The 6,000-nt window shown below is 42.9% G+C and carries 6 protein-coding genes and 1 pseudogene; 5 read left to right on the top strand and 2 right to left on the bottom strand.

What is annotated here, in order from left to right:
• A pseudogene (locus GD002_RS17760) lies at positions 1 to 189 on the top strand (ferritin-like domain-containing protein); the annotation flags it as partial.
• Position 190: 1 nt separating this feature from the next.
• Here the strand turns inward: GD002_RS17760 and GD002_RS08380 are convergent.
• A complete protein-coding gene (locus GD002_RS08380; protein ID WP_153731901.1) occupies positions 191 to 970 on the bottom strand; it encodes a helical backbone metal receptor in 780 nt (259 codons plus the stop codon).
• Positions 971 to 1,132: 162 nt separating this feature from the next.
• Between GD002_RS08380 and GD002_RS08375 the strand changes: the two genes are divergently transcribed.
• The 4 genes from GD002_RS08375 to GD002_RS08360 all read left to right on the top strand — a co-directional run bounded on the left by GD002_RS08375 (position 1,133) and on the right by GD002_RS08360 (position 5,107).
• Positions 1,133 to 2,290: a DUF445 domain-containing protein gene (locus GD002_RS08375; protein ID WP_153731900.1), complete on the top strand. Its 1,158-nt coding sequence runs from the start codon at positions 1,133 to 1,135 to the stop codon at positions 2,288 to 2,290.
• An 11-nt stretch (positions 2,291 to 2,301) separates the two neighbouring features.
• Complete coding sequence (locus GD002_RS08370; protein WP_153731899.1) at positions 2,302 to 2,652, top strand: YlbF family regulator; 351 nt, start codon at positions 2,302 to 2,304, stop codon at positions 2,650 to 2,652.
• A gap of 53 nt (positions 2,653 to 2,705) precedes the next feature.
• Positions 2,706 to 4,232 (top strand): coproporphyrinogen III oxidase, encoded by a 1,527-nt coding sequence (locus tag GD002_RS08365; protein ID WP_153731898.1) that lies wholly within the window; start codon positions 2,706 to 2,708, stop codon positions 4,230 to 4,232.
• Positions 4,233 to 4,321: 89 nt separating this feature from the next.
• Positions 4,322 to 5,107: an enoyl-CoA hydratase gene (locus GD002_RS08360; protein ID WP_153731897.1), complete on the top strand. Its 786-nt coding sequence runs from the start codon at positions 4,322 to 4,324 to the stop codon at positions 5,105 to 5,107.
• Positions 5,108 to 5,201: 94 nt separating this feature from the next.
• On the opposite strand, the gene mgsA is transcribed toward GD002_RS08360, so the two are convergent.
• Positions 5,202 to 5,606 carry a methylglyoxal synthase gene (gene mgsA, locus GD002_RS08355; protein ID WP_228548334.1) on the bottom strand — a complete coding sequence of 135 codons (405 nt, stop codon included), beginning with the start codon at positions 5,604 to 5,606 and terminating at the stop codon, positions 5,202 to 5,204.
• Positions 5,607 to 6,000: the final 394 nt, after the last annotated feature.

Here is a 6,000-nt window from a genome sequence, read left to right as displayed (position 1 = left end):
GCACCCTGTACAAACTTGAAAGAATGCGCAAAAAATGCGTTAGTTTCTGAATTAGAAGGAGTCGAACAGTATAAAGAAATGCTACTGACTGTACCATTTGATCAAGCGTATGATCCTCTATTTATCGCGTTACATGATGAAATGGAACACGCCATACGAATGTCTACGATTTATAATGGAACAAAATGAATTAGCTGTTGAAATCGTATTTTTGTAAATAGTTCACGCTTTGTAGCATCCGGACACCATACCAGAACATCTCTCCATCAATAAGCTGAATAGTAGTATCCGGCAACATCTCTTGAAATTGAAGCTGTTGTTTCTCCTTGAATGGATAGGGTTCCGAAGACAATAAAACGAGATCGAGCTGTGCCTTCTTAAATTGTTCCTCTGTCACGACGGGATAGCGATCATCTGAGTAGGCAAAAGGAGTGACGAAACCGATTTTCTGTAACAAGGAGTTAATGTATGTATCTTTGCCTGCCACCATATACGGTTTTTTCCAAATAACGTAGGCAACACGTGCGGCAGGCAATGCGGGTAACTCCGCAAATGCTTGCTGGATATTCGTAACAAGTGAGTCCGCTTCTTTTTGTCGATCTGTTACAGCGCCCATATCTGTAATCATTCGGTACGCGTCGTCAATGGTTTGCACTTCTGCTACATATACCGGATAAAATGCCGATAGAGTATCTACCATCTCTTTCGTATTTTCTTCCTTTTCCATAATAATCAAGTCCGGTTTTGCTGCGTGGATCTTATCTAATTGTAAATCTTTCGTTCCTGCAACGGCAGGGATCTCTTTTGCCTCAACAGGATAAATACAATAGCGTGTCCGTCCGACTAGTTCGTCTTCAAGACCGATTGCAAATAAAGTTTCTGTAATACCAGGGCATAAAGAAATAACACGCTTTGGCGGAAATTCATACACAATTGTACGTCCCAAATGGTCTGTAATTTCTTTCCTCAATGCTATGGATACCTCCTCAATAGTGCAAGACTGTTGTTAAAAAAGCTCTATCTGCAACGTACCTGAACCGCTATCAATTGTAAAGACAAATAACCTCACTTCGAATTGCTTTTCATTCAGCTGGTTTTTGTTATAATTGGAACGAAGACCAAGTGGAATAAGGTGAAACAATTGACAATAGTGCTAACCATTTTGTTCATGGCGTTCATAGGAGCATTGATCGGTGGGGTGACAAACCACCTGGCGATTAAGATGCTTTTTAGACCACATGAACCAAAATTTATCGGAAACATACGCTTGCCATTTACGCCCGGCCTGATTCCGAAACGTCGCAATGAATTAGCGGCCCAGCTTGGTAAGACGGTGACAAATTATTTGCTGACACCCGATACGTTTCGGAAAAAGCTATTGACACCGACTATGGAAAAGCGAGTTGAGACATTTGTTCAGGACAAATTAGAAACCTACGTCCTGCAATCGGACAAGACGTTGAATGACTGGTTGGATCTTGCAGGTGGGTCTGAGCTTCCGAAACAAGTAGAAGAGAAAATGCTTCTATTGATTGATCGTCAATTGTCAGAAATGAAATCAAAAGTGACAACAGGAACAGTGGAAGACGTGATGCCGGTGCGTTGGCAACAGCAAGTAGAGGAAAGAATTCCACTTGCATCGAACTTTTTGTTGCAACGTGCAGAACAATTTATTGATTCACCTGAAGGAAGACAGACGTTCCAAAAGTTAATTGATGATTTTCTTAATTCAAAAGGGACGTTTGGCGGCATGCTCCAAATGTTTTTCGGAGAATCGGAATCACTAGTCGGCAAAGTGCAGCGAGAGGCGTTGAGATTTGTTGGCAATCCGGGCACAAAAGAGTTGCTGGATAATTTATTATGGAAAGAATGGCGTAATATTCAGCAACAGCCGATGGAGCAGCTAACGGCTCAGTTTGACTTTGATAGTGTGTTTAGCTCAGTGAAGCAATATGCGCTCGACCAATTAGCACTAACAGATCGGCTAGATCAAAGTCTCGCTCATTATTGGCCTCAAGGTTCTATTTGGACGGCAGAGAATGTGACACCGAAAATTGTCGGATTTTTATTTAGTCAGGCAGAGTCACAACTAGAACAGTCTTTACAGAAACTAAAGCTTGATGAAATGGTGAAAGAACAGGTCGATACATTCCCTGTCGCTGTTCTTGAGGATTTAGTTCTCGGTATTTCACGTAGGGAGTTTAAGATGATTACGGTTCTAGGTGCAGTACTTGGCGGAGCGATCGGAATCGTACAAGGAATTATAGCTCTTGTATTAAATGGAATGTAGGAGGAGATTAGATGTCGGTTAATATTTATGACGATATGAACAGATTGGAATCAACATTACGCAAGACAGATCAATATCTAGCGGTGAAATCTGCGATGGAAGATGTAAAAGGAGACGAGGAAGCACGCGTTTTGTTTGAAAGCTTCCGTGAAATTCAAATGAATTTGCAGCAAAAACAAATGGCGGGCGAGGAAATTGCAGGCGAAGAGTTAGAGCATGCGCAAAAGACTGCCCAACTGGCACAGGAAAATCCTAAAATTATGACGATGCTAACAGCCGAGATGAAGCTGAGTGAGTTGATTGAGGAAGTAAACCGTGTGGTCTTGAAACCTGTACAAGATCTTTATGAAAATTTCAACTGATAAAACCGGCCTTGGCCGGTTTTTTTAGAGCGGATGGAGAGTAGGAAAGAGCGATGCAACAACTAAATGTAAATGAACAGTTTCCCCAAGATTGGATTCGGATGTTCACTCATTTGGCCAATTTATTTTTCGAGCAATCAAAAATTGTGACGGAAGTAGCAGATGATGAGACAATCGATATTCATTTTACTGAACGATATGAAAAGACATCACCTGGCGTGTCGGCAGTATTGCAATGGAAAGGTCAACGACACACTGCACAATTCTCAGAGGACGTATTGGAAACAGATGAACGGGAGATCGTGCGCCAGAGGAAGAGAATGTATTCTCATGTCTTGTTAGAGGTGCTGGAGCGGGCCACAGGCATGGTGCAGGAATGGGGTATATTGACTGGAATTCGTCCAACGAAGCTCTATCATATGTATCGACAAGAAGGCAAAACAGTCGAGGAAGCAAAGCGTTTGTTGCGGAATCGACACCGAGTATCTGTTCGCAAGAGCGAATTAATCGCGCAGATTGCGGATATTCAGTTGAACGCGTTACCTGATTTATATTCGTTGAAGCAGGAAGTCAGTATCTACATCGGAATCCCGTTTTGTCCGACAAAATGTGCCTATTGCACGTTCCCTGCGTATGCTATCCATAGGAAATACGGTCGGGTGGAAAACTTCTTAGATGGCCTACATGAAGAGATGCGAGTCATAGGAAATTGGCTGAAGGAACGTGACATTAGAATCACGACGATTTATTTCGGTGGCGGTACGCCCACTTCAATTGAAGCCGATGAAATGGATGCACTCTATCAAACGATGGTGGATTCTTTCCCTCATATGGTGGAGGTACGCGAAGTGACGGTGGAAGCTGGACGACCGGATACGATTACTATTCCAAAGCTTGAAGTGCTCAAGAAATGGGGCATTGATCGGATCAGTGTGAATCCACAATCCTATACAGATGAAACATTGAAGGCAATTGGCCGGCATCATAGTGTGCAGGAGACGATCGATAAGTATTGGTTGTCCCGTGAGCAAGGTATGCGCAATATTAATATGGATTTAATTATCGGTCTTCCGAATGAAGGTCTTGCCGAATTTGAACATTCATTGGCAGAAACGGAGAAGATGCAACCCGAATCCCTGACGATCCATACGCTATCATTTAAACGAGCTTCCGAGATGACGCGCAATAAAGATAAATATCAAGTAGCGGATCGCGAGACGGTAGGCAAAATAATGAAGCGCGGAGAAGAATGGACGCGGGAAAATGGTTATATCCCGTATTATTTGTACAGACAGAAAAACATTTTAGGCAATCTTGAGAATGTAGGCTATGCAAAGCCAGGAGAAGAGAGCCTGTATAATATTTTGATTATGGAAGAAGCACAAACGATTATTGGGTTAGGATGTGGTGCATCGAGCAAGTTCATGGACCCAGCCACCGGTAAACTGACACAATTCCATAATCCGAAAGAACCCGCTGCGTATATCCTTGGGTTTGAAGAAGCAATCGAACGCAAAATAGTGTATTTAGAAGGACTATTTTCTAGGCATCATAATAGTAATTCCCCGTCATCTCATTGATAGGGGAATTTTTTTGTGAGAAAATTATGCAAATGATCTGGTAATTGTGTATAATGGAATGAATGAATAACCATTCATAAAAAGGGGGAATTAATTTGACAAAACAGATCGTATTGGAAATCGAGGGAAGATTAGCGACGGTGACATTGAATCAGCCAGATGTCATGAATGCGATGGACGGTGTGATGATGAGGGAACTGGCGGATATCGTTGAGGAGTTGAAGGGGAATTCAGCGGTACAAGTCGTTTTATTCCGAGGTGCAGGACGTGCATTTTCTGCAGGAGGGAACGTCAAAGCGATGCTGGACCCGCGCGGACCGATGAAGATGGAAGATATCATGGTCGATCTGTCGAGATTGGCTCTATCGTTGTATAGTATGCCACAAATTACGATTGCTTCCGTGCATGGCGCGGCAGCAGGACTGGGTTGCAGCCTAGCGATTGCTTGCGATGTGGTCATAGCAGAAGAAACGAGCAAGATTGCGATGAATTTCATCGGGATCGGTTTAGTTCCGGATGGTGGTGGTCATTTCTTCCTCAAAGAACGAGTAGGCACTGCAAAAGCCAAGCAACTAATCTGGTCGGGCGAAGTGCTAGATGGAAAACGTGCGATGCAAATCGGCCTTGTTGATCAAGTCGTTCCAGATGGCGATGCGTGGAATACAGCACAGCAACGTGCCCAGCTCATCTTGCATTCACCTACAGCATCAATGGTAGCATCCAAGAACATTTTGCATGCAGCGGGTTGTGCAGAGTTGGAGAGAGTGCTTGCGTTAGAAAGTGAAGCACAAGCAGCTATGCGAAGAACATCGGATCACCGGGAAGGAATTCAGGCATTCGTAGAGAAAAGGAAACCAAACTTTACAGGACAATAAAGTGAAGGGGCAGTTTGGGAAATAATAAAAAAACGCGCATGGCCAATTGCTCTGCGCGTTTACTACTCATTCATTAGCAACTTGATATAATGGATTATTGATATTTTGCGGCTGTTTCTCTCCATGAGAAATAACCCTTTTCAATCGCGCGGAGTAAAAGTTCCGCTGAAGCTAAATTTGTCGCAAGTGGAATCCCATACACATCACATAAGCGAAGTAAGGCACTCACATCAGGTTCATGCGGCTGAGCAGTGAGCGGATCGCGAAAGAATAAAATTAAGTCTAGTTGACCTGTCGCAATCATCGCTCCGATTTGCTGATCGCCGCCAAGCGGTCCAGACATAAGTCGATTTACTGAAAGATCTGTTTCCTGCATGATACGTTTACCTGTTGTTCCCGTTGCGTAGAGATCATGTTTAGCAAATAGGTGTTCATAGGCAATTGTGAAATTTACTAATTCGGCCTTTTTTTCATCATGGGCAATTAAAGCGATGTTCAAACCAGTCACTTCCTTCTACGAATTATTGACGAAGATAGCGTATCACAAACAGGGAGAAAAATCTCGCTTTTCTGAGAGTAAAGACAAAAGGAAATAATCGATGGGGTGACTTGCAGGGAAGAAATCATTCGTGATATCTCGTAAATGTAATTAATTGTAAATATATTTTTTGTTGAGGCTACTAATTAGAAAGATATCGACTGTTTAATTGTTTCCCGGGAAATAATCTTGGATGAATAGGTTAATTTTATATATATATGACTGTAGACAAAAGAAATAGCAAGTGGTCATGCTACCGTTGATCTACGTTCCAGGCGGACGCTTTCCTGGGGGATTAGCGTAACTGGCGAGACCCTGGACTGAGCGAAGGGAAAGCCGTTACTAAGGATAGCTT

Origin of the sequence: Sporosarcina obsidiansis, from assembly GCF_009651005.1 — a bacterium.
In the GTDB taxonomy this organism is placed as follows: domain Bacteria; phylum Bacillota; class Bacilli; order Bacillales_A; family Planococcaceae; genus Sporosarcina; species Sporosarcina obsidiansis.
Note: the sequence above shows the minus strand (reverse complement) of the source record. Positions and strands in the feature narration are given on the sequence as shown.

Excerpts from the sequence above, each read along its gene's own strand:
- GD002_RS08370 (WP_153731899.1), top strand. The coding sequence starts at position 2,302 with ATGTCGGTTAATATTTATGACGATATGAACAGATTGGAATCAACATTA.
- GD002_RS08365 (WP_153731898.1), top strand. The coding sequence starts at position 2,706 with ATGCAACAACTAAATGTAAATGAACAGTTTCCCCAAGATTGGATTCGG.